This window comes from Shimia sediminis (assembly GCF_003990645.1).
GTDB lineage: Bacteria > Pseudomonadota > Alphaproteobacteria > Rhodobacterales > Rhodobacteraceae > Shimia > Shimia sediminis.
Genome location: NZ_RYZK01000001.1, coordinates 774948 through 797573, shown reverse-complemented (window position 1 = coordinate 797573; position 22626 = coordinate 774948). Strand labels below are relative to the sequence as shown.

The following is a 22626-nucleotide window of genomic DNA, read 5'->3' as shown; positions in this document are numbered from 1 at the left end:
TATCATGCCGAAAGATTCAGGCATTGGCGCCAGCCCAAAGCGGCGCGAGGACGTCCGGTTTCTGACCGGAAACGGCAACTACACCGATGACATCAACGTACACGGACAGGCCTATGTGCATTTCCTGCGCGCTGATGTTGCACACGCAACCATCAACGGTCTGGATACCAGCGCCGCCGAGGCGATGCCGGGTGTCGTGAAGATCTTTACCGGGGATGACTTTGCCGAAGTCGGCGGCATTCCCTGTGGCTGGGGCGTGACCGACCGTCATGGTGAGCCGCAACAGGAACCCAAGCACCCGATCATTGCCCATGGCAAGATCCGTCACGTAGGCGAGATCGTGGCGGCTGTCGTTGCAGACAGCCTGGAGCAGGCGCGCGATGCCGCCGAAGCGATCGAGCTGGACCTGAGTGATCTGCCCGCCGTGGTGAACATGAAGTCTGCAGCCGAGGATGGCGCCACCAAGGTGCATGATGATCTGACGTCAAACGTCTGTTATGACTGGGTTTTCGGTAATGGCGAAGACGATGCGATGGAGGCTGCTTTTGCCAGCGCGGCGCATGTCACCACGCTGGAACTGGTCAACAACCGCCTTGTGGCCAACCCGATGGAACCCCGTGTGGCCATTGGTGAGCACAACAAGTCGAACGACGAATATACCCTCTATACCACCAGCCAGAACCCGCATGTGATCCGGCTGTTGATGTGCGCCTTTGTGCTGGGTCTGCCCGAGCATAAGGTGCGTGTCGTGGCGCCGGATGTTGGCGGCGGCTTTGGCTCGAAAATCTTCCATTACGCGGAAGAGGCGTTCTGCACCCATGCCGCCAAGGCCTGTGGACGCGCCGTCAAATGGTCCTCAACCCGCTCCGAGGCGTTTATCTCGGACGCCCATGGTCGCGACCATCTGACCACCATCGACTTGGCGTTGGATGCGGACAACAACTTTACCGCGCTGCGCACGCGCACCCATGCCAATATGGGGGCGTATCTGTCGACCTTCTCGACCTCGGTGCCGACCTATCTGCATGGCACGTTGATGGCGGGGAACTACAAGACACCGCTTATCCAGGTAAACGTGAAGTCGTTGTTCACAAACACGGTGCCGGTGGATGCCTATCGTGGTGCGGGACGCCCCGAGGCGACCTATTCCATCGAGCGTGTGATCGACAAGGCGGCGCGCGAGCTGGGGGTCGATCCGATTGCCCTGCGGCGGCAGAACTTTGTCACCGAGTTCCCCTATGAGACGCCTGTGGCGCTGACCTATGACACCGGCGACTACCACGGCACCATGGACAAGCTGGAGGCGGCGGCGGATATCTCCGGATTTGCGGCGCGTCGCGCGGAAAGCGAAGCCAAGGGCAAGCTGCGGGGTCTGGGTGTGAACTGCTATATCGAAGCCTGCGGCATTGCGCCTTCGAATGTGGTGGGCATGCTGGGCGCACGCGCGGGTCTCTATGATGCGGCCACGGTGCGGGTGAATGCCACCGGCTCGATCAGCGTCTTTGTCGGCGCGCACAGCCACGGGCAGGGGCACGAAACCGCCTTTCCACAGGTGGTGGCCGAGATGATCGGCATCGACGAGAGCATGATCGACATCGTGCATGGTGATACCGGGCGCGTGCCCTTTGGCATGGGCACCTATGGCTCGCGGTCCATTGCGGTCTGCGGCTCGGCCATGGTGCGGGCCACCGAAAAGATCATTGCCAAGGCCAAGAAGATCGCGGCGCACCTGCTTGAGGCGTCTGATGCCGACATTGAACTGAAGGACGGCGTGTTCACTGTTGCAGGCACCGAAAAGTCGATTGACTGGGGCAGCGTGACGCTGACGGCCTATGTTCCGGCGAACTACCCGCTGGACGAGCTGGAGCCGGGGCTGGAGGAAACCGCGTTTTATGACCCGGCGAACTTTACCTATCCGGCGGGCGCCTATGCCTGCGAGGTCGAGATCGATCCCGAGACCGGCAAGGTCACCGTCGAACGGTTTGCGGCGGCGGATGACTTTGGCAACATCATCAACCCGATGATCGTGGATGGTCAGGTACATGGTGGCATTGGCCAGGGCATCGGGCAGGCCTTGCTCGAGAACTGCGTCTATGACGAGGATGGGCAGCTTCTGAGTGCATCCTACATGGACTATGCCATGCCGCGTGCAGACGATGTGCCGTTCTATGCGGTGGATCACTCGAGCCAGACACCCTGTACGCACAATCCACTGGGCGTGAAGGGCTGTGGCGAGGCCGGTGCCATTGGGTCGCCACCTGCCGTGGTCAACGCTGTGATCGACGCATTGCAGTCTGGCGGCCATGACATCACCCACATCGATATGCCCGTGTCGCCGTCGCGCGTCTGGGCAGCCATGAACGGATAAGGAGGGTTATTGAGATGTATAACTTTGAGTTCGAACAGCCCTCGACGGTCGCCGAAGCGGTTGCGGCCCTGGCAGACGAGGATGCGCAGGCGTTGGGAGGCGGGCAAACCCTGATCCCCACGCTGAAGCAGCGGCTGGCCAGCCCGTCCAAGCTGGTAAGCCTTGCGGGCATTGCCGAGATGAAGGGCGTCAGCATCGCCGATGGGGTTTTGACCATCGGAGGCGGTGCGACCCATGCTGAGGTGGCGGCAGATGCCTGTGCGCCCCTGGCTGCGCTGGCGGCCAATATCGGGGATCCGGCCGTGCGCAATCGCGGGACCATTGGCGGATCGCTGGCCAATAACGACCCGGCGGCCTGCTATCCGTCGGCCATGCTGGCGCTGAATGCGACCATCGTCACCAATGCCCGTGAGATTGCGGCGGATGATTACTTCCAGGGCATGTTTGAAACGGCGCTGGACGAAGGTGAGATCATCACCGGTGTCCGCATCAACGTACCGGACGGCGCGAACTATCAGAAGTTCGAGCAGCCTGCCTCGCGGTTTGCGCTGGTGGGTGTGTTCGTGGCCAAAACGGCGGAAGGCGTGCGTGTGGGCGTGACCGGGGCCTCGGAAGAGGGCGCGTTCCGCTGGACGGAGGCTGAGGCGGCGTTGAATGGCAGCTTCTCGGCGGATGCGGTGCCTGCGGCACCCTCCGCGGATGGCATGATCTCGGACCTGCACGGGACTGCGGCGTATCGCGCACATTTGGTGGCGGTGCTGACCAAACGGGCAGTCGCCGCGATTGGATAGGGTTGCAGATGCGCCCCTGTTGGGGCGCAGCCTGCGGCGCGAGTATTTTTGGCGAAATGAAGCAGGGGGCGGCGCGTATGCGGCGCCCTTTGCGCATTCAAGGAGATCTGCATGATTGGTGAAATATGGGCGAGTTTTCGGCGGTTGCCGGGATGGGTACAGATTTGGGTGGCGCTCATTTTGATGCCGGTGAACCTGATGCCCTTGATCTTTTGGGTCAGCGGGGCGCCATTCTGGGGGATATTTGCCGTTCTCGCAGTGGGGGGCATGGCGCTGAACCTGCCGATCCTTTTGATCGAGCGCGGATTTTCCAAGGCGATGGCTTTTCCGCACATCCTGCTCTGGACACCGCTGGTGATCGCGCTGGGGCAGGCCGTGGCGCAGGGTGGAGAGGGGCCGCGCGATGTGCAGGACGTCGCCTTGATCGTTTTGATGGCTGTGAACCTGATCTCACTTGCGTTTGATTACCCGGACGCGGTCAAGTGGTGGCGCGGAGATCGCGCCATTGCCTAGTCCATTGGTTTACGCGCCACAAGATCGATCAGGGCGGACATGCCGGAGTGGCCGCTGCCCTCTTGTACCTCGCGGTCGTATTCGCGCAGGTCGAGAATCTCCCAGCCGACGAAGGCGGCGCGCAGGATGACCTCGGTGTACATGTTCTGAGCAAACGGCGGGCCACCGGTGCCGTACTCGAGCTGCTCGGGGCGGTAGCCGTGAAGCATCACGAGGCCGCCGGGCTTGGTGGCGTCCTTCATGCGCTGGAACTGGACACGGCGGCCATCGGGGCCGACAAACTGGATGAAAATCCCCGCGACAAGATCGAATTGCTCGTCCGGCCAGGGGTCGGCCATGATGTCGAGCTGTTGGAAATCGACAGAGACGCCAAGCTCATCAGCCAGAGCACGCGCCCGGACGATGGCGGAGGGGGCAAACTCGAGCGCTGTCACATCGAGGCCCTGTTGTGCCATGAAGACCGAGTTGCGCCCCTCGCCATCGGCGACCGACAAGGCCGTATGGCCACGCGTCAGCCGCGCCTGATGGTCCAGCAGGAACTGGGCCGGAGCCTTGCCAAAGACATACTCATTGCTGGATGAAAACCGCTCTTCCCACATGGCACCCTCTTGTAACCGTTTGTTCAAAAGAAAGACCCCCACGCCCGGGTTTCAAGCGTGGGGGTCAAATTTATTTGCCATTTAGCGAGATTACCGCGAAAGGGGGCCGATCATCATGATCATTTGGCGGCCTTCCATCTTGGGCATATTCTCGATCTTGCCCAACTCCATCTCTTTGACGTCATTGGCCACGCGTTCAAGCAGCTCGCGGCCAAGGTTCTGGTGGGCCATTTCACGGCCGCGGAAGCGCAGGGTGATTTTGACCTTGTCGCCTTTTTCCAGAAACTTGATCACATTGCGCATCTTGACATCATAGTCATGCGTGTCGGTGTTGGGGCGAAACTTGACCTCTTTCACCTGGATGGTGGTCTGTTTCTTGCGGGCCTCGGACTCGCGTTTTTGCTGTTCGTATTTGAACTTGCCGAAATCCATGATCTTGCAGACGGGTGGGTTCGCGTTGGGCGAGATTTCCACCAGGTCCAGGCCTGCCTCTTCGGCCATGCGCATGCCTTCGCGGGGGCTGACAACCCCGACGTTTTCACCCTCGGCGCCGATCAGGCGGATTTCAGGCGAGCGGATGCGGTCATTGACGCGGGGGCCGGTGTCACGCTGCGGGGGCGCGTTATGTGGTCTGCGGGCTATGGTTTCGTTCCTTCGATAGTGCAGTTTTCCTGCGCGCCAATTTAGGCGGGGCGGTGGGGTGATACAAGCGGTTAATCATGGGAAATGAGCGAAATCAGGCGAGTTTCCCCCTTGTAGCTAAAGGGGTTGCGGCGCATCTCGGGGCCAAGCTTTGGGCATGTTGCACCAAAGAGGACCTGAGAGGAGTTCAACACGATGCGGAACCTGATTATTGCAATAGTCCTGCTGGGCGGTGTGGCGGTTGCCTATTTCTTTGTCGCTGGACAGGGCACGGATGAGGCGGCACCTGCTCCGGCACCGGTGGCCGAAACGACATCCGAGCCCGAGGCCAGCCCCGTGGAAGAGGCCGTTGAAGCGGCAGAAGACGTGGTTGAGGATACCATGGAAGAGGCCACTGAGGCCGCTGAAGAGACCGTGAACGAGGTCACCGAGCAAGCCGAAGAGATGGTCGAAGAGGTCACGGAACAGGCCGAAGAGGCGGTGAATGACGCCACCGAACAGGTCAACGATCTGGTGAACGACGCGACCGGCCAGGCCGAAGAAGCAGGCTCGGACGCCACCGAAACCGCCACCGAGGCGGCAACCGAAGCGGCAACCGAAGCCGCGACAGACGCGGTCAGCGACACGGCAAGCTCGGTCGTGGAAGGCGCTGACGTGGCAACGGATGCGGTGACCGATGCGGTGACAGACACGACCTCTGGCAACTGATCCTGACACAGGTTGACAGCAACCGTCCGACCCGCGTGGGCCGGGCGGTTTTTTGCTTGCAGTGGACACCGTGTGGCGAAAGGATTGCCATCAAGACACGCGTGCGCGCAGGGAGCAGACATGGCCAAGGGCAAAAACACGGGCGGCGCAGCTGTGCGCATTCCCAACCGGCAGGCACGGGCGCTTTGGCTGAATGCGCAGGGCCTGGCAACACCGCCCACAGGGGCTCTGGATCTGCCGCAGATCATTCATGACCTTGGATTTGTCCAGCTTGACACCATTCAGGTTGTGTCGCGCGCCCATCATCATATCCTCTGGTCACGCAACCAGCACTACCGCGAGCCCATGCTGGACAAGCTGTTGCGCAAACGGGGGGTGTTTGAACATTTCACCCATGACGCCAGCGTCTTACCCATGGAATTCCTGCCCATGTGGCAACGCCAGTTTCGTCGCAAAGCCGAGCAGATGGGACAGGCGGGGTGGTTCCGGGGACTGCCTGATGCGGCGGGGCGCGCTGCGATCAAGGCGCGGATTGCTGATGAGGGCGCGTTGTCGACCCATGCCTTTGACACCAAGATTGAAGGCAAGAAAGAGATGTGGCGGCGACCTCCGCATAAGCTGGCGCTGGATTTCATGTGGTACACTGGCGAGTTGGCGACCTGTCACCGCGATGGGTTCACCAAGGTCTATGATCTGGCCGAGCGGGTGTTTCCGGAACAGTTGCGCGCGGCCGGAATGGCCGATGCGGATCAGATCGACTGGCTGAACCGTGCGGCGCTGGCGCGGATGGGGTTTGGCAGCTTTGGCGACATCCAGCGGTTTTGGGATGCGGTGGGGTCCGCAGAAGTGCGGGCGTGGTGTGGGGCCACGCCAGAACTGGTTCCGGTTGAGGTGCAGGGTGCGGATGGGGCCTGGAAACAGGCATTCGCCTTGCCTGACTTCGAAGCCCGGCTGCAGGAGCTGACTGCACCCACTTCGCGGCTGCGTATTCTGAACCCGTTTGATCCGGTGATCCGGGATCGCGCCCGGCTGGAGTTCCTGTTCGGCTTTGAATACCGTGTCGAGATGTTTGTACCCGCCGCCAAGCGTCGGTGGGGGTATTACATCTATCCGATCCTCGAGGGCGACCGGGTGGTGGGACGCTGCGAGATCAAGGCCGAGCGCGCCAAGGATCGTCTGACGGTCAGCAAGCGGTGGGCAGAACCCCGGGTGCAATGGACGCCTGCGCGGTTGGCCAAGTTCGACGCCGAAGTCATGCGGTTGGCGCGGTTTGTCGGCGTGTCCGAGGTTCTGCGCGAGGACATGTGACGCTCAGGCGCCCTGCCAGAGGTAATAGCCCGTCAGGAACAGGCCAAAGACGATGATCCCGAGACGTAACACCCGTTGAGGAGCCATCAGGGACAGCACACCGCCAAAGTAGCCTCCGATGGCAGAACTGACCATCATGGTCAGGGCAAAAGGCCACGACACTGTGCTGGTCAGAGCGAAAATCGCCACGGCCATCAGGCTGGAGGCAAACGTCACGGCATTTTTCAGGGCGTTGGCCTCGTGCAGGTCGCCAAAGCCGGTGAGAATCAGTGCGGCGAGCACGATCTGCCCCAGCCCTGCGCCGAAATACCCTCCGTAGACCGAAAAAACAAAGAGCACCGCGAGCGGGAGAAGGTTCGATGTGTCCCGACCTTTGGTCAGGCGCTCTACGATCCGGCGCATCTGGGGGGCGGTGGCAAAGAACAGCGTGGCAAGGCCGATGAGGTAGGGCACCAGCGTTGCAAAGACTTCGGCCCCCAGCGCCAGCAGCAATAGCGCGCCAAGCGAGCCGCCGAGCGCACCGATCAGAATGGGGGCGATACAGCGGCGGCCTAGACGGCGCAGCTGTGGACGAAAGGCAGGCAAGGCGGCGAGGTTGGCGGGGGTCAGGGCCACCATGTTGGTGGTGTTGGCAACCAATGGCGGTAGCCCGGCCCAGATCAGCACCGGGAAGGTGAAGAAAGTGCCGCCGCCCGCCACGGCGTTGGTGGCACCTGCAACAATCCCGGCAAGGGCGAGAATGGCGTAGGTGTCGAGACCGGCGAAGTCCATGCGGTCAGCCCACGCACAAATCACGGATGTCGCGGTTTTCATCGCACACCCCACCGGACCCTCGCGAGATCGAAGTGATCTCAGCCATGCGGGGTTCGGCGTTCAGTGCGCGCAGGGCGGCACTGCCAATCATCCCGGTTTCGCCGGTGAGAACAACTTTGTTCATGGGGGCTCCTTGGTTGTCGGTCAGCCTACGTCCGAGTTGGGGAAATGCAAAGAACAGAGCAGCGGCGCGCGGGTCGTGCACAAATCACATTCTGAAAGACGAATGAAGACGTAAGTAATTGATTTGTATCATGGAAAATTTAGGAAGTTCTGTCAAAATACAGGTGCCGCAAAAAAGTCAATTCGAGAGCAAAGGAGTATCCAAATGACAAAGTTGAAAACCTTGGCCGCAACGGCCCTTATCTTCGCGTTCGCGGGTAGCGGTTTTGCCCTTGAGCAAACAGAGATTACGCCATCTGTTCAGCAATCGACTCCGCAGAGCAGCACCTTGGATTCCGAGTACCGGCTTAGCCAAACGGCAACCTGTATTCTTGATGGCAAGAGGTACAACAAAGGTGCGCGCATGTGCATTGGAGGCGTGTACAACTATTGCAACAGCAAAGGGTTGTGGGAACCTTCAAACCAGACGTGCTAGACGTGACAGGTTTAAGTTTTGCAGCATGCAAAGCGTCTTGGGTGCCGCGCCATTTCCGGCATCTGGAACCGTAAAGAGTAACCCCGGCATAACAGCCGGGATATCTTTGTGTACGAGTCTGATTCAGATGATCAGTCCAGAAAGGCTTTCTCGACCACGTATTGCGCGGGCTTCGAATTCGCGCCTTCCTCAAGCCCTGCTGCCTCCAGCATGTCCTTGAGTTCCAGGTTGAACGCAAGGTTGCCGCAGATCATGGCGCGGTCGTTTTGCGGGCAGAGGGGTTCCACGCCGAGGTCGGCATAAGCTTCGCCCGAGTTGATGAGGTCGGTGATCCGGCCCATCTTGGCGCTCTCTTCGCGGGTGGTGGTCGGGTAGTATTTGATTTTTTTCCAGAAGCCTTCGCCGATCACTTCGTTCAGCAGCTCGTCGGTTTTCAGCGACTCGATGATGTTGCGGCCATAGGTCAGCTCACCCGCTTCGCGGCAGGTGTGGGTGATGATGACTTCGTCGTAGTCCTCGTAGGTCTGCGGTTCGCGCAGGAGCGAGGCGAAGGGCGCAAAACCGGTGCCAGTGGCAAAGAACCAGATGCGTTTGCCGGGGATCAGTGCGTCATGCACGAGGGTGCCGACGGGTTTCGGGCGCAGGATGATCTGGTCGCCGGGTTTGATGTGCTGCAGCTTCGAGGTCAGCGGGCCGTCCTGAACCTTGATCGAGTAGAACTCGAGCTCTTCATCCCACGAGGGCGAGGCAATCGAATAGGCGCGCAGCAACGGCTTTTGCTTGCCGGTTTCGGGGTGCGGGTCGCCCATCAGGCCAATCATCACGAACTCGCCCGAGCGGAACCTTAGGGATGCAGGCCGCGTGCATTTGAACGAGAACAGGCGGTCGGTGTAGTGCTGCACCTCGGTCACGGTTTGGGCGTCGGGCAGGGTGGGTACCTTGGGTACGGCGGTTGCTTGTGCGTCGGTCACGGGCGTTTGCTCTGTCATCACGGGGTTTCGGGGCAGGAAATTCTGCCCCCCTTTATCATGTCCACGAGGGAATTGAAGGTATATCGACGATATGTCTTTGACATATCGCAAAGTTGCGATCTGTTACGCGGCGTCAGCGGTTGCCGCGCATGCGGGCCTGATAGTCGTGCGCCTGCCAGTTGGCGCGGGCCAGCCATTCGGATTCGGGTTGGCGGGTGGCAAGATCATCACTGATTTCCACTTCGTCAAATCCGGACCGACGCGCCATCGCATATTGATCCGAGATCACGTGACCTTTGGCGCGCAGTCGGCCTTTGTAGCCTGCCAGACGCAGTTGCCGCGCAATGGTAAAACCGCGACCGTCTGCAAAGGACGGAAAGTCGACGCGGATCATCTGGACGCCTTTCAGGTGATCAACCAGCGTGGCCGGGTCGGTGTCCGAGGCCACGTCCAGCGACAGCTCGTTATTGGCGACCCCATTGGCAGGCACATAGCCTTTGGTCCAGTCGTCGGTGCCAAAGCCGGTATCGGTTACGATGACAGTCATGCGTTTTCTCCTATCCGCACCATTTTGCCGTCGACAAAATGGATGCCGCATTCTTCCTTGTTCTGATCGCGCCAGCGGCCCGCACGGGGGTCTTCGCCGGGTTTGACCGGGCTGGTGCAGGGGGCACAGCCGATGGATGGGTAGCCTTGGGCCACCAGCGGATGCCGGGGCAGGCGGTTTTCAGTCATATAGGCGCGTACGTCCTCGGGCGCCCAGTGGGCCAGGGGGTTCACCTTGATACGCCCTGTACCGTCCTCGACCTCGAAGAACTCCAGCGCCTCGCGGCTGCCCGCCTGAAAGCGCTTGCGCCCGGTGATCCAGCCGTCGAACCCCTTGAGGGCGCGTTGCAGCGGGATCGTCTTGCGCAGAGTGCAGCAGGCGTCGGTGTCACTCAGACGCAGCGCCCCGTAAGGGTCGTCGCGGTCGATGTCTTCCTGATCGGCGCGGATGATCTGCACGTTTGTAAGGCCCAGACGCTCAGCCACCTCGGCCTGATAGACCAGGGTTTCGGTGAACAGCATCTGCGTGTCCACGAACACGACCGGCGTTGCCTTGTTGACCACGGCGGCCATGTGCAACAGCACCACGCTTTCTGCGCCAAAGGACGAGACCAGCGCAATATCGCCGCCATCTTGCAGCGCACCGCGGAACACATCCGTCGCACTGTGATGGCGGTAGGTGGCGTTCAGCTCCTCGACCTTGGCACTCAGGGCGGCGCGATCCGCCCCAAGTTCGGTCTGGATTTCGTCAAGCGGCATGGGCCTGTGCCTCGGGGTAGAGGTATGCCTTGAACGGGGCGAGGCCGAGACGGCGGTAGGCCTCGATAAAGGTCTCGTCCTGACTTTGACGCAGATCCAGATAGGCCTGGACGATGCGCTCCACGGCGGGAACGATCTCGTCATAGGCAAAGCCGGGCCCGGCACGCTCGCCAATGGCCGCGTCCCATGTGGCGTCGCCGCCAAGGGTGATCTGGTAGTTTTCAACACCCGCACGATCGAGACCGAGGATGCCGATGTGACCAACATGGTGGTGACCACAAGCGTTGATGCAGCCCGAGATCTTGATCTGCAAATGGCCAATGTCATGCTCGAGCTTCAACTCGTCAAAACGCGTGGCAATCTGTTCGGCCACCGGGATCGAGCGGGCTGTCGCCAGCGCGCAGTAGTCCATGCCGGGGCAGGCGATGATGTCCGAGATCATTCCGATATTGGCAGTGTGCAGGTCGGCCTGTTGCAGGGCGGCATAGATCGCGGGCAGGTCCGATTTGTGGACATGCGGCAGGATCACGTTCTGCTCGTGGCTGATGCGCAACTCGTCATGGCCATATTGCTTGGCAAGATCCGCCAAGAGGCGCATCTGGTCTGCAGAGGCATCTCCCGGAGTTGCGCCGTGTTTCTTCAGGGATACAGTGACAATCGAATAGCCCGGCGCGCGGTGTTCGCTTAGGTTGGTGTCAGCCCAGCTGCGGAACAGCGGGTCGTTGTCATAGGCGATGTCATACGCCGCCAGCGGGGCGTCGCGGAAATCCGGAGCCGCAAAGTGCGACTGGATGTCGGCGAACAGCGTCTGGTCGATGCCTTCGAACGTTGGGCGGATCGCGGCGAACCTCTCCTCCACCCGTGCCCGGATGTCGTCGAGGCCGTGTTCATGCACGGTGATCTTGATGCGCGCTTTGTACTTGTTGTCACGGCGACCGATCTGGTTCCAGACCGAGACAACAGCCTCGATATAGGGCAAAAGGTCAGCGCGCGGCAGGAAGTCATTCAGGACTTTGCCGATCATCGGGGTACGGCCAAGGCCACCACCGACGAGGATCTGGTAACCCACGTCGCCAGCGTCGTTCTTCACGACACGCACGGCGAGGTCATGTGCTTTCAGCACGGCGCGGTCTTTTTCACCGGCAGAGACGGCGATCTTGAACTTACGGCCCATGAACTGGAATTCCGGGTGGTCGGTGGACCACTGGCGGATCAGCTCAGCAATGGGGCGCGGGTCTTCGATCTCGTCCGCTGCGGCACCGGCAAAATGGTCGGCGGTCACGTTGCGGATGGTGTTGCCCGAGGTCTGGATGGCGTGCATGTCCACTTCGGCCAGCGCGTCGAGCATGTCAGGGATGTCCGACAGCTTGGGCCAGTTGAACTGGATGTTCTGACGGGTGGTGAAGTGACCATAGCCCTTGTCCCACTTTTCGGCCAGCAGGGCCAGTTGCGACATCTGGCGGCTGTTCAGCGTGCCATAGGGAATGGCCACGCGCAGCATGTAGGCGTGCAGCTGCAGATAAACGCCGTTCATCAGGCGCAGCGGCTTGAACTCATCCTCGGTCAGGGCGCCCGAGACGCGGCGTTCCACTTGGGCGCGGAACTGTTTGTTACGCTCGGCCAGAAAGGCATTGTCGAAGTCGTTATAGGCATACATGGCTGGAATCCTCTCTCGCTGGGGCGCTTAGTGGCCCGAGACGCCTTCGGCTTGCTTGCCGTGAAAATAGTTGGAAGGTCCGGTGCGGCGGAACTCTTCGCGGAAGTGGGTTGGTTCGGGGCCGAAGGGACCTGCGATGGCGTCAGCCAGGTATGCGCCAACCGCTTCGCCGGGCTTTTGCTCGGCTTCGAGCAGGCGCAATTGCGCGTCGGCTTCGTCAGTCAAGAGCGCAGCCTGGCTAAGCTCACGGGTCCATGTTCCGGCGTCGGTCAGATAGATCACGTCGCCTTCGATCAGGGCGTTGGCGGTGACGACTTTGGGGGTAAAGGCACGGGCCATCAGGCGAGCTCCTGTGTGAGTGTGTCGAGAAATGAGGCGGATGCGACGCGGGGAGTGAGGCCAAGAAGCGCAAGCGCCGGACCATCGAGAGCCGCATCCGCCAGATCAGCGGGCAATGTCTTGAGAGTGCTGGAGACAACCCGCTGATTGGGACGACTGGCGTTTTCCACCAGCGTCACGGGGGTTTCGGGATGGGCGCCATGCATGATCAGGCGTCCCTGGATAAAGCGAGCCGCCTTCTTGCCCATATAGATGGCGGCAACCTGACCCGGCGTGGCCAGCTCGCGCCAGTCGTGGTCGGCAAAACCTTGCATGTCGTGACCCGTCAGGAACCGCACAGAGGCGTTTCGGCCCCGTTTGGTCAGGCTCTGGCCGATGGCGGCGACCGAGGCCGAGGCGGCGGTGATGCCGGGCACAATGTGCCAGCTGATGCCTGCCTCTGTCACGGCGTCGATCTCTTCGTCGAGACGACCAAAGACCGTGGCATCGCCGCCCTTCAGGCGCACAACCTGCGCGCCTTGGGCGGCGTGTTCGACGATAAGATCATTGATGTGGTCTTGCGCCGTCGAAGGGCCAAAGCCTTGTTTTCCTACATCCAACAGCGTGGCTTCGCGGCGCGCCAGCTCCAGAATTTCGGGGCTGACGAGGCGGTCGTGGATCACGACGTCGGCAGTGTCCAGCGCTTTGCGGGCCTTGAGGGTCAGCAGTTCCGGGTCGCCGGGGCCTGCGCCGACAAAGGCGACGTGGCCGGGTTTGTCTTCTGCTTTTATGTGGTGGCGGAGGAGATCCGTGAGAGCAGCCTCGGCGTCACGCTCTTCGGCCAGCTGCGGACCTTTGCCCAAATAGTAGTCCGACCAGAAATCACGACGGGCGCGACCAAAGGGCAGGGCCTCGGCAGCGGCACGGAAACGCCGACCCGCGCGGGCCAGCAGGCCGAGGCGGGGGGACAGGCGTTCTTCCAGATCCGCCTTGAGCGCGCGGGCCAGAACCGGGGCCGCGCCTTCGGTGCCGATGGCGATGGTCACCGGATCACGGTCGACGATGGCAGGGGTGATAAAGGCGCTGTCGGTGAGGTTGTCGACGACGTTGACGGGAACACCAGCGTTATTGGCCAGCGTCGCGACGCGGGCGTCCTGAGCGGGGTCTTCGTCTGCGGCATAGACCAGAACAGTATTCCGGACGTCCCCAGCGGTCAGTGCGCGGGCAAAGTGGGTCAGGCGGCCCTCGGCGGCCCAGGCGTGAATCTCCGGAGCGGCATCACGGGCATAAACCTCGATCCGGGCCTCGGTTTTCAACAGCAGGCGGAGCTTGGCCAAAGCCGCATCTCCACCGCCCGACAGGGCGATGCGGCGGTCGGCGACGGCCATATAGATGGGAAAATGTTTCATCTGGTTGGTGCTCACGCGTTGAATTCTTATTGCTATATAGGAAATTTTCCCATAATTCCGCTAGTAGCTGGAGAAAATAGAAACAAGCGTTCCGGTTTTTGTTTGAAAATACCCGCTTGTTCCAAATGGGAAAGGAAATTGGGATGACGTTGCGGATCGACGACATGGACCGGAAAATTCTTGAGGAGTTGCAGCGCGACGCGGCGCAATCTCTGGACGAAATTGCCAAGAAAGTCGGGTCTTCCAAGACACCAGTGTGGAATCGCATTCGCAAGATGCGCGACGGTGGCATCATCAAACGGCAGACGGTTTTGCTGGATGCCGAGGCGCTGGGGTTCGAGGCGTGTTTCTTTGTGCTGATCCGCACCAGCGAACATGAAGCCGATTGGCAGGCCAAGTTCTTGAAAGCCCTGCAGGATCGTCCCGAAGTGCAAGAGGCGCACCGGCTGGCGGGCGACATCGACTACATCCTGAAAGTGCGTGTCGCAAATGCCCGCGCCTACGACAAATTCTATCAGGCGCTGATATCAGAGGTGCGGGTGCACAACGTCACGGCGCTCTTGTCGATGGAAGAGATCAAGTCGACCACCGACCTGCCCTTGGTGGGGACGTTGGGATAAATCTTAACGACTGAAGACCGGACAGAACGCACGTCTGTATTACGTCGGTATTGCATCGGTATCCTGTCGGTGTTTGCCACCGCGCCTCTGGCCGTGGCCCATTCGTTAATGGCCCCGCAAGCGTGTCGCATTTGGACTAGGGATACCGCGCAGAGCGGGTAAGGTGGCCTCGTAACTTGACGAGGGGCCAGTGCCGATGGACACAGATCAGCTGACCGCGTTGCGGCAGGCGTTTCACCGCGATCCCGAGCTGGGATTTCAAGAGGTGCGCACCAAGGCACGGGTTGCCGACCTGTTGCGAGACATGGGGTTGGAGGTGCACGAGGGGGCCGGCGTGATCGGCCTGTTGCGCGCTGGCACGGGTAATCGCGCCATTGGTCTGCGCGCGGACATGGATGCCCTGCCCATCACCGAGGCCAGCACGCATGATTACCCGTCAGAGACCCCCGGCGTCATGCACGCCTGTGGCCATGATGGGCATATGACCATGCTGCTGGGTGCCGCAGCGACGCTGGCGGCGGACCCCGGATTTGACGGAACGGTCGTGTTCATCTTTCAGCCCAACGAGGAACACGGGCTGGGCGCCAAGGCGATGATCGACGAAGGCGTGCTGGAGCGTTTCCCGGTGGAAGAGGTCTATGCCATCCACAATCTGCCCGGTGCGCCAGTGGGGCAGGTGTCGACCCGGCCCGGGCTGATCTGTTCGTCTGAAAGCCTGTTCGAGATCACCATTCATGGGCAGGGGGGGCATGCCTCGATGCCGCAGGCCGGGCGGGATGCGATCACCATCGGCGCCGAAATGGTGCAGGCGCTGCAGACCATTGTCTCGCGCAAACTGGCGCCGGGGGCTGGTGCGGTGGTGTCGGTGACCGAGTTTCTGACCGACGGGCAGAGGAACGTCTTGCCGGGGACCGCAACGCTCAAAGGGGACGTGCGCGCCCGCAGCCCCGAAGATCGCAATGCCATCGAAGGTTTCATGCGACAGATCGCAGGCGGCATTGCTGAGGCGCACGGGGTGACGGTGGAGGTGAGTTACAACACCGAGTTCATCGAGACCATCAATGCGCCCGAGCCGACCCGCGCCGTGGTCGCGGCAGCTGGGGCCACAGGGCTTGAGACGATCCCGGATCGACAGCCGATGAGCTTTTCCGAGGACTTCGCGCATTTCAGCGCCGCGGTGCCGGGGTGCTTCCTGTTGCTGGGCAATGGGGACACCGGGGCGCATGGGCAACCGCTGCATGCGGATGACTACGACTTCAACGATGCGCTCTTGCCGATTGGGGCGGGGTTATGGGCCGAGTTGGTCCGCCAGAGATTGCCAGCACAAGAAGGAGACAGATGATGTTCGAACACCGGATGGCCACGCTGCGGGACCGTATGGCGGCGGCGGGGATGGATGTCGCGCTGATCACCGATGACGACAATGTCTATTACCTGACAGGCTACTACGACTATCTGCATATGGAGTTTGGCCGCCCCACGATCCTCGTGGTGACCCGCGAGGGTGAGAGCCTCTTGATCACACCCAACCTCGATCTCAACACGGCCATTGCCTCTGCACGGGTGGATCGCATCGCGGCGTGGAATGACGGGATGGGTGCGGAATGGCGCGCGGAATTGCCTGCGGCACTTAAGGGCGCGCAAAGCGTCGGGGTCGAGCCGGACCACATGCCGCCCTTGGTGCGGGCCTATGTGGATACGCTGGTGCCGTCGCAGCAGGTGGCAAGCGTGACGCCGATCCTGTCCAAGATGCGCATGATCAAGTCACCGCAAGAGCTGCAACTGGCGCGCCATGCCGGGCAGGTGGCGATGGCGATGATGTCGGCGGGGCGGGCTGCCATTGCTGACGGTGTGCCGGAATACGAGGTCGCGCTGGCCACCTCGCAGGGGGGCACGCGCAAGGCCGCGGACCTGCTGGCCGCACATTATGACGAAGCCGACATGTCGCCCAACACGCATTTTCTGCAGATCATGGCCTCGGGCACTGAGATCACCAAGACGCACCACCGGGCCTCAACCCGGATCATGCGTCATGGCGAGCCGGTGTTCTTGTGCTTTTGCGGCATGACCAATTTTCACCGTTTCAAACTGGGATTTGACCGGACCTTCTGGATAAGTGAGCCGCCCAGTCAGCGCCATGCCGAGGTCTACGAGGTGGCCGTGGCCAGCCAGCGCGCCGCGCTGGATGCCTTGCGCCCCGGTGTGACGGCGGAAAGCGTGCATGCGGCCTATGCCGAGGTCATTCAGAGCGGTGGGTTTGATTACCCGTTCCGCTGTGGCCGCGCCACGGGGTTCAGTTTTCTGGAAACCCCGCAGCTGGTGACCGGCGACACAACCATTCTGCAACCGGGCATGGTGCTGGCGGTGGACGGATCTGTCACGGTCGAGGATTTCCGCGCGCAGGTGGGCGACAGCTTTATCATCACCGAGGGCGGGTGGGAGGCTGTGACCGAGCACCCCAAGGCGCTGGAGGATGTGATTATTCGAGGGTGACAGGTCGGGTCTGACGGCTAGCCCTCTGGCATGATGATCTGGACTTTCCCGTCGGGCTGCGCCAGGGCTTGGGGCAGGCGCTCGATCACCTGTTGCAGAGGCAGTTCTGCGGACAGGTCAGTTGTCCAGCGTCCGTCGCGGAACCTGTTCTGAACCTCGCCAAAAACCCGGAGCTTGCGCAGGAAAGATGTCTTTCTGGCCCAATCTGTGGTCCAGTATCCTTCTACCGTTTTGTTGCGAAAGATCATGTCACTCGGGTCGAGGATTTCAGCGGGCGACACGTCCAGCTTGCCGTAGATGACCCATCGCGCATTGTTGCCCATGGTCTGATGCACCCGGGCGCTTGCGCTGCCTGCCACCGCGTCCAGAAAGATCACCGGGGTTTCTTTGGCGAAAGTTGTCGCAAGCTGGTCGGCGAAGTCCGGATGGCTTTCGTCCAACACATGGGTGGCCCCGAGTGATTTCAGCGCCGCAACGGGCTCGGGTCGTCGCACCAGGGCGATCATCTTCTTGCCCTGATCCCGTGCGAGGCTGGCAATCAGCTTGCCCAGCTGGCTTGCCGCTGCGGAAAAGACAAAGGCGTCGCCGGGTTTGACAAGCTCCATCATGGCCGCGGCCGTCACAGGATTGACGATCAACCCCGCAGCATCACGATCCGCAACCCCCTTTTTCAAAGGGAGCGCTGACGCCGCCTGTGTAAGCGCGTATTCCGCCCAGGCGCCAGAGCCGTCCGGCGTGACGTAGAACCCCACATCGCGCCCCCGCAGGTAGCGCCCCATTAATCCGGGGCCAGCCTCAACCACCCGACCCACGCCTTCGAAACCCGCAGGCCTGCCTTGCACGCGTTTCTGACCATAGAACCCCTGGATGAACGCCATGTCGGACGGGTTGACCGCCGCGCGCCGTACCTTGATCAACACCTGCCCAGGGCCGGGAACCGGACGCGGAACAGGGCCAAGCTCCAGATAGTCGCCGGGGCGTTCAATCTGGTCGCCGACAAAGCCCGCCTTGTCGGCATTTCCACCCTGTCGCAGGCGCAGTCCAAGCATCTCAGGTGCCATCTGGGGTCTCCTTGGTTAAAGGTCCGGGCTTGGGCCCGCAGCGGACGCTTGGGGGCCATCGTCGGGCCACTATACCCCACGCGGGTTGGGAAAGAAGGGAAAGCTCAGCGCTGTGGAGGCGATGCTCCGGTGCGGCCAGAGGTGGCAAGCGGTTTCGAAACCGCTTGGCTCCCGTGGCTGGCCTAGCGCGTGACCATCAGCCGTTCCAGCCCGTGGAAGTGGTAGAGGTTCGCGTATTCGGGCGTTTCGGTGAGACGCAGATTTGGGCAGCGCGCAAACAGGATCGGCAGGGCGAGGGACAGTTCCAGCCGCGCCAGCGGGGCGCCAACGCAGAAATGCAACCCGCCGCCAAAGCTGGAGTTGGTCTTGATCGGGCGGTTTGGGTTAAAGCGTTCAGGGTCTTCCCATGCACCGGGATCGCGGTTGGCCGCCGCCAGCAAGAGCGCCACCTGATCGCCACGTTCAAAGACATGGGGGCCGACCTCGATCCGTTCATAGGCGTAGCGGGTGAACATATGCAGCGGTGGGTCAAAACGCAGGATTTCCTCGACCGTCTGCGCAATCGCCTCGGGCGCATAGGCGCTGGGCGGGGTGTCCTGCTGCAACAGGGTTTTCACCCCGTTGCCAAAGGAATGTACCGTGGCCTCGTGGCCTGCGTTGAGCATCAGGATACAGGTGGTGACGAGTTCGTCTGTCGAAAGTTTCTCGCCGTCCTCTTCGGCGGCAATCAGCTCGCTGATCAGGTCTTTACCGGGTGCATTGCGGCGCTCATCGACATAGGCGCGGATGTAGTCCGAGAATTCCTGTGCGGCCTTGGCGGCGGCCAGTTCGATCTCATGGGTGCGGCGCGCCTGGTACATGGCGACCATGGCGTTGGACCAGTCCAGAAACTGCGGCCCCATCTCTTCGGGCACACCCAGCAGGCGGCAGATCACTCGAACAGGCAGCGGCGCCGCCATGGCCTCGATCAGGTCAAAGTCACCCTCGGGGAAGGCGTCGATCAGCTCGTGGCAGAGTGCCTCAATCCCTTCGGACAAAGCCGCAATGCGCCGGGTGGTAAAGGCGCGTAGCACAAGGCCACGAAGGCGCGTGTGGCGGGGCGGCTCCAGTTCCAGCATGGAGTGGGCTTCGATCCGGTAAAAGGGGTCAAGATGCGCGGGATGCGGTTTGGCCATCTCGGGCGGCACCTCGCGACCAAAGCGGCGATCCTTGAAGATCATCGACACCGTGGCGTGGCTGAGCGCACAGACCATGCCGTAATCCTCCCAATAGATAAGGGACCCATGCTGGCGGGCCTCTTCGTAAAAGGCATAAGGGTCCTGTACAAAGGCGGGGTCGGTCGGGGACTGGCGCAGACGTTTCATACGGCCCATTTTTGGCAAGTGGCTGGCCTTTGCAAGGGGGCAGGCGTTAATCTTGTCGTCATGAAGACATGGGTGCGTCAACGTATTGCGATTCTGACGGTGTTTGCCGTGCTACTGGCCGTGGTGCCCGCAAGCGTGTGGCGCTTTGGCTATGGGCAGGCGCTGGATCAACTGGCACAGCGCGGCGAGGCTGACCTGGCGCTGGCCGCCGACCGGCTGACCGCGCAGTTGCAACGCTATCAGGAGCTGGCGGTCCTCTTGGCCCCGCACCCGGCGCTCACGATATTGAATGACGGCGGGGATCAGGCCGCGGCCCGTGCGCTGCTGGTTGGTGCGGCGGACAAGACAGCGGCACTGAACCTCTATTATGCAGCCCCGGATGGCCGGGTGCTCGCCTCGGCCTTTGATGGGCAGGACATGGCCACCACGGGCACGCCGCATTTCGAACGCGCTCTGAACGGGGCGCTGGGCGTGCATCACTACCGGGACGCGGAAACAGGTCTCAGGCATTTCCTCTTTGCGTCGCCCAGCTTTGCCGAGGATGGCCAGGTCAGCGGCGTTCTGACCGTGAGTGTCGACATCGACTATGTGGAAAGCAACTGGCAGGGCGACGGGCCTGCGGTGTTCTTTGTGGACGAAGCCGGGCTGGTGTTCATCACCAACCGGGACGAGTTGTTGTTCTGGGAACGCAAGCCGGGTGACAGTGGTCTGGTGCCTCCGACCGGTGCGGCGCCGCCCTTTAATGACTATGACCGGGCGGGCCATGTGCTGTGGCGGCTCGACTGGGGGCCTTATATTCCGGATCGGGGCATGCATATGGTGCAGCCCATGCCGGTGATTGCCATGATCGGCGAAGTGGTGCTGGACGTGGCCCCGGCCAATCGGATCGCCGTGCTTCAGGCGGCTGTCGTGGCGGCGCTGATCTTTGCTTTTGGTGTGTTCTTTTATCAGGCGATCCAACGCAGGCGGGTGCTGGCCGAGGCCAACGCCGTGCTGGAAGAACGTGTTGCCATGCGCACCCAGGCCCTGTCGCAGACCAACGTGCAGCTGCGGCGCGAGATTGCCGAGCGGCAAGAGGCCGAAGCCGCGTTGAAACAGGCGCAGGCCGATCTGGTGCAGGCAGGCAAGCTCAGCGCGCTGGGCCAGATGTCCGCGGGCATCAGTCACGAATTGAACCAACCGCTGATGGCAATTCAGCAGTTTGCCGACAACGGCGAGCAATTCATGGCGCGCGGCAAGACCGAGATCGCCGGCGAGAACCTGTCGCGGATTTCGGCATTGGCCAGACGCATGGCGCGGATCATCCGCAACCTGCGGGCATTTGCCCGCAACGAAAGCGAACCAATGGGGCGGGTGGATATCGTTGCGGTGGTGGAAACCGCGCTGGAGCTGACCGAGGCACGGCGCACCCACGACGCGATCACGCTGGAATGGCAGGCACCGCCTCAGCCGGTCTGGGTACGTGGGGGCGAGGTGCGTCTGGGGCAGGTGCTGGTCAATCTGATCTCCAATGCTGCCGACGCCATGGTCGAAAGCGGAACCCGGGTGATCCGTATCTCGGTCGAGGCCAGCGACCGGGTAAGCATTCAGGTTGCCGACACCGGGCCGGGGATCGAAGAGCCGGAAAAGATCTTTGATCCGTTTTTCACCACCAAGGAAGTTGGCAGCGCCGAGGGCATGGGGCTGGGGCTGTCCATCTCTTACGGTCTGGTGCAGTCCTTTGGCGGCGAGATTCGCGGTGCCAACGGGCCGGACGGTGGTGCGGTCTTTACCGTGGAACTCGATTATTGGTCAGACAGGGTGCAGGACGGGGAACAGGCGGCATGACACGCAGGGTGCTTTTGGTCGATGACGACATCGCAGTGCGCGAGGCGCTGGGCCAGACGCTGGAGCTGGCGGATCTTGATGCCATCACCGCGGGCAGCTTTGTCGAGGCCAAGGACCACATCACCCGTGGCTTTGACGGGGTGATCGTCTCGGACATCCGCATGCCCGGGCGCGATGGCTTTCACCTGCTCAGCTACACGCGCGACGTCGATGCGGAACTGCCTGTGATCCTGTTGACCGGCGAGGGTGACATCCCGATGGCGGTGTCGGCCATGGGGCAGGGGGCCTTTGACTTTCTTGAAAAGCCCTGCGCGCCCAAGGACCTCGTCCGGGTCATTGAACGCGGCTTGCAGACCCGTGCGCTGGTGCTGGAAAACCGCCGCCTCAAGGCGCAGTTGGAAACCGGCGATCCGGCGGCGCGGATGTTGTTCGGGGCCTCGGAGCTTGCCGAAGGCCTGCGCACAAGGGTGCGCAATGTCGCCCGCACCATGGCCGAAGTGCTGGTGACCGGCGCGCCGGGCACCGGGATATCCAAGGTGGCCGAGGTGGTGCATCTCTGCTCATCTCTCAGTAAGGGGCCGTTTGGCAAGTATTCTGCCGCTGCAATGGATGTCGCGCGCCTTGAGCGGGCGTGTCAGGACGCGATTGGGGGCAGCCTGTTTCTGGACGAGATTTCGGCCATGCCGATGGAGACCCAGTTTGCCCTGATGACCCATATGGAGCAGGGCGACCATCCCCGGCTGATCTTTGGCAGTACCGCCGATCTGGCAAGGTCCGTGGAACAGGGCGCGCTGCACGCGGATCTGTTCTATCGCCTGGACGCCATGCAGGTGCGCATCCCTTCGTTGTCCGAACGTCCCGAGGATATTCCCATCCTGTTCCGCCACTATGTCGCCCAAGCCGCCGAACAGGCAGGCCTGACAGCGCCCGAGGTCACGCCGGACCTTGTGGCGGACCTCATGGCGCGGGACTGGCCGGGCAATGCGCGTGCGCTGATGAGCGCGGCCATGCGCTTTGCGCTGGGGCTGCACGAGGGAGAAGAAGGCGGCAGCACGGGGCTGGGGTTGGTGGACCAGATGGCCCAGGTCGAGCGCTCGTTGCTTGCCGAAGCCTTGCGCCGCGCCCAGGGGCGCGCCTCAGCCGCTGCCGAGGCGCTGAAACTGCCGCGCAAGACGTTCTATGACAAGCTGAGCAAGCACGGGCTGCGGCCAGAAGATTTTCGCTAGACACACCTCAGGGCTGTGAAGACAGGGTGCCGGAA

23 protein-coding genes are annotated in these 22626 nt (G+C 61.8%); 11 read left to right on the top strand and 12 right to left on the bottom strand.

Features of this window, described 5'->3' with window-relative positions; all coding sequences use genetic code 11:
• The first annotated feature begins 4 nt into the window (after positions 1 to 4).
• From EK369_RS04030 to EK369_RS04020, 3 genes are all read left to right on the top strand, one after another.
• Positions 5 to 2368 (top strand): xanthine dehydrogenase family protein molybdopterin-binding subunit, encoded by a 2364-nt coding sequence (locus EK369_RS04030; RefSeq protein ID WP_127112370.1) that lies wholly within the window; start codon positions 5 to 7, stop codon positions 2366 to 2368.
• A gap of 14 nt (positions 2369 to 2382) precedes the next feature.
• Positions 2383 to 3159, top strand: coding sequence for an FAD binding domain-containing protein (locus EK369_RS04025; protein ID WP_127112369.1), 777 nt, complete (start codon positions 2383 to 2385; stop codon positions 3157 to 3159).
• Positions 3160 to 3270: 111 nt separating this feature from the next.
• Positions 3271 to 3672 (top strand): hypothetical protein, encoded by a 402-nt coding sequence (locus EK369_RS04020; protein WP_127112368.1) that lies wholly within the window; start codon positions 3271 to 3273, stop codon positions 3670 to 3672.
• Here the strand turns inward: EK369_RS04020 and EK369_RS04015 are convergent.
• The gene (locus EK369_RS04015; RefSeq protein WP_306461200.1) at positions 3669 to 4298 is read right to left on the bottom strand and encodes an SAM-dependent methyltransferase; all 630 of its coding nucleotides are present in this window, start codon (positions 4296 to 4298) and stop codon (positions 3669 to 3671) included. The two genes, EK369_RS04020 and EK369_RS04015, sit on opposite strands and share 4 nt — an antisense overlap.
• Positions 4299 to 4361: 63 nt before the next feature.
• Entirely contained in the window at positions 4362 to 4826 is a 465-nt protein-coding gene (gene infC, locus EK369_RS04010; RefSeq protein ID WP_235871342.1) for a translation initiation factor IF-3, read from the bottom strand.
• A 282-nt stretch (positions 4827 to 5108) separates the two neighbouring features.
• On the opposite strand from infC, the gene EK369_RS04005 reads away from it, so the two are divergent.
• Both EK369_RS04005 and EK369_RS04000 read left to right on the top strand, forming a co-directional pair.
• A complete protein-coding gene (locus EK369_RS04005) occupies positions 5109 to 5621 on the top strand; it encodes a hypothetical protein (protein ID WP_127112366.1) in 513 nt (170 codons plus the stop codon).
• Between the two features lie 120 nt (positions 5622 to 5741).
• Positions 5742 to 6929, top strand: a complete 1188-nt coding sequence (locus EK369_RS04000) for a winged helix-turn-helix domain-containing protein (RefSeq protein WP_127112365.1) — start codon at positions 5742 to 5744, stop codon at positions 6927 to 6929.
• A 3-nt stretch (positions 6930 to 6932) separates the two neighbouring features.
• Here the strand turns inward: EK369_RS04000 and EK369_RS03995 are convergent, their stop codons facing one another.
• Together EK369_RS03995 and EK369_RS21730 are read right to left on the bottom strand one after the other, a co-directional pair.
• Positions 6933 to 7700 carry a sulfite exporter TauE/SafE family protein gene (locus EK369_RS03995; protein WP_164726852.1) on the bottom strand — a complete coding sequence of 256 codons (768 nt, stop codon included), beginning with the start codon at positions 7698 to 7700 and terminating at the stop codon, positions 6933 to 6935.
• Between the two features lie 4 nt (positions 7701 to 7704).
• Complete coding sequence (locus EK369_RS21730; protein ID WP_164726849.1) at positions 7705 to 7866, bottom strand: NAD-dependent epimerase/dehydratase family protein; 162 nt, start codon at positions 7864 to 7866, stop codon at positions 7705 to 7707.
• Positions 7867 to 8070: 204 nt separating this feature from the next.
• Here EK369_RS21730 and EK369_RS03990 point away from each other — a divergent pair, with 204 nt between their 5' ends.
• Positions 8071 to 8340, top strand: coding sequence for a hypothetical protein (locus tag EK369_RS03990; protein WP_127112363.1), 270 nt, complete (start codon positions 8071 to 8073; stop codon positions 8338 to 8340).
• 131 nt (positions 8341 to 8471) lie between these two features.
• Here the strand turns inward: EK369_RS03990 and EK369_RS03985 are convergent, their stop codons facing one another.
• From EK369_RS03985 to cysG, 6 genes are all read right to left on the bottom strand, one after another.
• Entirely contained in the window at positions 8472 to 9329 is an 858-nt protein-coding gene (locus EK369_RS03985) for a ferredoxin--NADP reductase (RefSeq protein WP_127112362.1), read from the bottom strand.
• Positions 9330 to 9444: 115 nt separating this feature from the next.
• A complete protein-coding gene (locus EK369_RS03980; protein ID WP_127112361.1) occupies positions 9445 to 9858 on the bottom strand; it encodes a DUF934 domain-containing protein in 414 nt (137 codons plus the stop codon).
• Positions 9855 to 10616, bottom strand: coding sequence for a phosphoadenylyl-sulfate reductase (locus EK369_RS03975; protein ID WP_127112360.1), 762 nt, complete (start codon positions 10614 to 10616; stop codon positions 9855 to 9857). Before EK369_RS03975 ends, EK369_RS03980 begins: the two co-directional genes overlap by 4 nt.
• Entirely contained in the window at positions 10606 to 12273 is a 1668-nt protein-coding gene (locus EK369_RS03970) for a nitrite/sulfite reductase (RefSeq protein WP_127112359.1), read from the bottom strand. The genes EK369_RS03975 and EK369_RS03970 overlap by 11 nt, the downstream gene beginning before the upstream one ends.
• Positions 12274 to 12300: 27 nt before the next feature.
• A complete protein-coding gene (locus tag EK369_RS03965; protein WP_127112358.1) occupies positions 12301 to 12612 on the bottom strand; it encodes a DUF2849 domain-containing protein in 312 nt (103 codons plus the stop codon).
• Positions 12612 to 14000, bottom strand: coding sequence for a siroheme synthase CysG (gene cysG, locus EK369_RS03960; RefSeq protein ID WP_127112357.1), 1389 nt, complete (start codon positions 13998 to 14000; stop codon positions 12612 to 12614). Before cysG ends, EK369_RS03965 begins: the two co-directional genes overlap by 1 nt.
• A gap of 143 nt (positions 14001 to 14143) precedes the next feature.
• On the opposite strand from cysG, the gene EK369_RS03955 reads away from it, so the two are divergent.
• The 3 genes from EK369_RS03955 to EK369_RS03945 all read left to right on the top strand — a co-directional run bounded on the left by EK369_RS03955 (position 14144) and on the right by EK369_RS03945 (position 17113).
• The gene (locus tag EK369_RS03955) at positions 14144 to 14620 is read left to right on the top strand and encodes an Lrp/AsnC family transcriptional regulator (RefSeq protein WP_127112356.1); all 477 of its coding nucleotides are present in this window, start codon (positions 14144 to 14146) and stop codon (positions 14618 to 14620) included.
• A 196-nt stretch (positions 14621 to 14816) separates the two neighbouring features.
• Positions 14817 to 15962, top strand: a complete 1146-nt coding sequence (locus EK369_RS03950) for an amidohydrolase (protein ID WP_127112355.1) — start codon at positions 14817 to 14819, stop codon at positions 15960 to 15962.
• Positions 15962 to 17113, top strand: coding sequence for a M24 family metallopeptidase (locus EK369_RS03945; protein WP_127112354.1), 1152 nt, complete (start codon positions 15962 to 15964; stop codon positions 17111 to 17113). Before EK369_RS03950 ends, EK369_RS03945 begins: the two co-directional genes overlap by 1 nt.
• Positions 17114 to 17130: 17 nt before the next feature.
• Here the strand turns inward: EK369_RS03945 and EK369_RS03940 are convergent, their stop codons facing one another.
• Together EK369_RS03940 and EK369_RS03935 are read right to left on the bottom strand one after the other, a co-directional pair.
• Positions 17131 to 18174, bottom strand: a complete 1044-nt coding sequence (locus EK369_RS03940) for a zinc-binding dehydrogenase (RefSeq protein WP_127112353.1) — start codon at positions 18172 to 18174, stop codon at positions 17131 to 17133.
• 182 nt (positions 18175 to 18356) lie between these two features.
• On the bottom strand, positions 18357 to 19538 hold the full coding sequence (locus tag EK369_RS03935; RefSeq protein ID WP_127112352.1) for a cytochrome P450: 1182 nt from the start codon (positions 19536 to 19538) through the stop codon (positions 18357 to 18359).
• Between the two features lie 60 nt (positions 19539 to 19598).
• Between EK369_RS03935 and EK369_RS03930 the strand changes: the two genes are divergently transcribed.
• Positions 19599 to 21365, top strand: a complete 1767-nt coding sequence (locus EK369_RS03930) for a sensor histidine kinase (RefSeq protein ID WP_127112351.1) — start codon at positions 19599 to 19601, stop codon at positions 21363 to 21365.
• On the top strand, positions 21362 to 22591 hold the full coding sequence (locus tag EK369_RS03925) for a sigma-54-dependent transcriptional regulator (protein WP_127112350.1): 1230 nt from the start codon (positions 21362 to 21364) through the stop codon (positions 22589 to 22591). The genes EK369_RS03930 and EK369_RS03925 overlap by 4 nt, the downstream gene beginning before the upstream one ends.
• Positions 22592 to 22626 lie beyond the last annotated feature (35 nt).

Bases quoted from the DNA above. Each gene is read 5' to 3' on its own strand.
- EK369_RS04025 (WP_127112369.1), top strand. From the start codon at position 2,383: ATGTATAACTTTGAGTTCGAACAGCCCTCGACGGTCGCCGAAGCGGTT.
- EK369_RS03950 (WP_127112355.1), top strand. From the start codon at position 14,817: ATGGACACAGATCAGCTGACCGCGTTGCGGCAGGCGTTTCACCGCGAT.
- EK369_RS03990 (WP_127112363.1), top strand. From the start codon at position 8,071: ATGACAAAGTTGAAAACCTTGGCCGCAACGGCCCTTATCTTCGCGTTC.
- cysG (WP_127112357.1), bottom strand. From the start codon at position 14,000: ATGAAACATTTTCCCATCTATATGGCCGTCGCCGACCGCCGCATCGCC.
- EK369_RS04030 (WP_127112370.1), top strand. From the start codon at position 5: ATGCCGAAAGATTCAGGCATTGGCGCCAGCCCAAAGCGGCGCGAGGAC.
- EK369_RS03925 (WP_127112350.1), top strand. From the start codon at position 21,362: ATGACACGCAGGGTGCTTTTGGTCGATGACGACATCGCAGTGCGCGAG.
- EK369_RS04005 (WP_127112366.1), top strand. From the start codon at position 5,109: ATGCGGAACCTGATTATTGCAATAGTCCTGCTGGGCGGTGTGGCGGTT.
- EK369_RS03930 (WP_127112351.1), top strand. From the start codon at position 19,599: ATGAAGACATGGGTGCGTCAACGTATTGCGATTCTGACGGTGTTTGCC.
- EK369_RS04000 (WP_127112365.1), top strand. From the start codon at position 5,742: ATGGCCAAGGGCAAAAACACGGGCGGCGCAGCTGTGCGCATTCCCAAC.
- EK369_RS03940 (WP_127112353.1), bottom strand. From the start codon at position 18,174: ATGGCACCTGAGATGCTTGGACTGCGCCTGCGACAGGGTGGAAATGCC.
- EK369_RS04020 (WP_127112368.1), top strand. From the start codon at position 3,271: ATGATTGGTGAAATATGGGCGAGTTTTCGGCGGTTGCCGGGATGGGTA.
- EK369_RS03995 (WP_164726852.1), bottom strand. From the start codon at position 7,700: ATGGACTTCGCCGGTCTCGACACCTACGCCATTCTCGCCCTTGCCGGG.
- EK369_RS03970 (WP_127112359.1), bottom strand. From the start codon at position 12,273: ATGTATGCCTATAACGACTTCGACAATGCCTTTCTGGCCGAGCGTAAC.
- EK369_RS03975 (WP_127112360.1), bottom strand. From the start codon at position 10,616: ATGCCGCTTGACGAAATCCAGACCGAACTTGGGGCGGATCGCGCCGCC.
- EK369_RS21730 (WP_164726849.1), bottom strand. From the start codon at position 7,866: ATGAACAAAGTTGTTCTCACCGGCGAAACCGGGATGATTGGCAGTGCC.
- EK369_RS03985 (WP_127112362.1), bottom strand. From the start codon at position 9,329: ATGACAGAGCAAACGCCCGTGACCGACGCACAAGCAACCGCCGTACCC.
- EK369_RS03965 (WP_127112358.1), bottom strand. From the start codon at position 12,612: ATGGCCCGTGCCTTTACCCCCAAAGTCGTCACCGCCAACGCCCTGATC.
- EK369_RS03945 (WP_127112354.1), top strand. From the start codon at position 15,962: ATGTTCGAACACCGGATGGCCACGCTGCGGGACCGTATGGCGGCGGCG.
- EK369_RS03935 (WP_127112352.1), bottom strand. From the start codon at position 19,538: ATGAAACGTCTGCGCCAGTCCCCGACCGACCCCGCCTTTGTACAGGAC.
- EK369_RS03955 (WP_127112356.1), top strand. From the start codon at position 14,144: ATGACGTTGCGGATCGACGACATGGACCGGAAAATTCTTGAGGAGTTG.
- EK369_RS03980 (WP_127112361.1), bottom strand. From the start codon at position 9,858: ATGACTGTCATCGTAACCGATACCGGCTTTGGCACCGACGACTGGACC.